Raw genomic sequence first — 1,877 nt, forward strand, 5'->3', positions numbered from 1 at the left:
CTATCCCTTGTTTGCAGAACTTTCGACGCGCTTCGACCTCGAGGTCAAGGAACGCGGCTCGCTCATCAACGGCTCGCCCTGCGCCGCCGCTTTGGTGGCCGACGCAGCGCTCGCGGGGCGCCGCCGCATCCGCATGGCGCAAAAAGTTTTCGCGCTGTCGATCGAAGCGTTTCGCGCGCCGCTCGAGCACTATGACGCGGCGCTCGACACGCTCTGGGGCGATGAGCATGAAACGGCTGCCCTGCAGGGATTGCGGGAGTTTCTGGTTGGCGCCGGCGATGGGCGACGCAACTATCAGGCGCCGGTCAGCTACCGCATCGTGCCGCGCGTCCTCGGCCAGGCGCATCGTGCGCTGGCGACGGCCGAGCGGGCGGCCAATGTGTCGCTGGCCTCGATATCGGACAATCCCGTCTACATCCCGCCCGACGATGCAGATCGGCTCGGCCGCTGCATCTCGACCGGCGGCTATCACAATGCGATGGCAACGCCGGCGCTGGACGATCTGGCGGCGATATGGGCCGACATCTGCCTACTCTGCGACCGCCACGCCTCGAAGCTTCTGAACGGCAAGGTGTCGCTGCTGCCGGATCTGCTGATGACCGGACGTCACTCAGCCGACAGCGATGGCCATGGCAATGTCGGCTATGTGCCGATGGCGATCACCGGCTATCTCGAGCAGGCCAAGCTGGCCGCACAGCGCACCTTCATTCCGGGCACGGAATCGGCTGGCGCGGGGCAGGACGACGTCGCCACGACGGCGTTCTTCGCATGGGCCAAGGAAGCGACCGCCGGCCGCTGCGTCGATGCCGCCATGGCGATGCTGGCAATGATCGCCTCGCAGGCGCTGCACGTCACCGAACGGACGCCGCCGCCGGCACTGCGTTCCTTCGTCGATCAAATCAGAGCTATCGTGCCGCCTGTCGGCGCCGATCGCGTGCTGGGGCCGGAGCTTGCCAGGTTGGCGGAATGGTTCACTGAGAAAGTGTTCGAGGCGTAGAGATGCCAACAAAGCGGTAGCCGGTGAATTGGTGCGCCTGAACGGATGAAGTACGAACCTGCCGAGCTTCAGGTGGCCTGCCACCCGAAGCTCGAAGAGCGAAGGGTGGTGCGGACGACGGGAATCGAACCCGTACGATCAGAGATCGAGGGATTTTAAGTCCCTTGCGTCTACCAATTCCGCCACGTCCGCAGGCCAGCCCTTTTCAGACGCCAGACACAGGCCGTCAAGTCGTGTTGTTGAGCGTTCGCCGAACGTGCAAACAGACCGGGCGGCTTGATGATACTGGCGCGATCACGGAATTATCGGCGCGGCGGGTAGTGGTAGGATGCCTGTGTGGTGGATTTGATCCGCCAAGGCCGGCGCCTCTCAGGCCCAACCCATTCCCCCCGCCCACTGGGAGCGTCGGCCACCCTTCCATGAAGAGAGCCCCTCAAGTGGTCGCCTGGGCCGGCAGCGTCGCGATTGTGGGCCTGGTCAGAACTTGTAGCTCAAATTGATCCCGACCGTATTCAGCTTCACGTTCTGATCGCGATCGTTAAAGGGTTCTGCCACCTCGTAGTGCTCGGAGCCGAAATCATAGTAGCGATACTGCGCGCCGACGACGAACTTGTCGGTCAGCGCGTAGTCGACGCCGGCACCCACGGTCCAGCCGACATTCGTGCGCGTGCTGTCGAACGCCGGACCCGCGACTTGCGATGTTTCGATGCCGGCAAAGGCGACGCCGCCAATGCCGTAGACCAGCAGGCGGTCCATGGCGTAACCCGCCTTGGCGTTGACCGACCCGAACCACTTGATGTCGGTGCCGAATGTGCTTCCCAGCGCCGATACCGTCGTGCCGCCGACCGAGGAATAGTTGAGGTCCGCCTCGGCGCCGAGC

At 64.1% G+C, this 1,877-nt stretch carries 2 protein-coding genes and 1 tRNA gene; 1 reads left to right on the forward strand and 2 read right to left on the reverse strand.

Annotated features, from left to right (window positions below; translation table 11 throughout):
- A partial coding sequence (locus EN969_RS29225; protein WP_127419634.1) for an aromatic amino acid lyase occupies positions 1 to 997 on the forward strand: 997 nt, incomplete at its 5' end.
- A gap of 106 nt (positions 998 to 1,103) precedes the next feature.
- Here the strand turns inward: EN969_RS29225 and EN969_RS29230 are convergent.
- Positions 1,104 to 1,189: transfer RNA gene (locus EN969_RS29230), tRNA-Leu, on the reverse strand.
- A 285-nt stretch (positions 1,190 to 1,474) separates the two neighbouring features.
- On the reverse strand, positions 1,475 to 1,877 hold a 403-nt coding region (locus tag EN969_RS29235), incomplete at its 5' end, for an outer membrane protein (protein WP_164758599.1).

Origin of the sequence: Mesorhizobium sp. M7A.F.Ca.CA.003.01.2.1 (assembly GCF_003998945.1) — a bacterium.
GTDB lineage: Bacteria > Pseudomonadota > Alphaproteobacteria > Rhizobiales > Rhizobiaceae > Mesorhizobium > Mesorhizobium ciceri.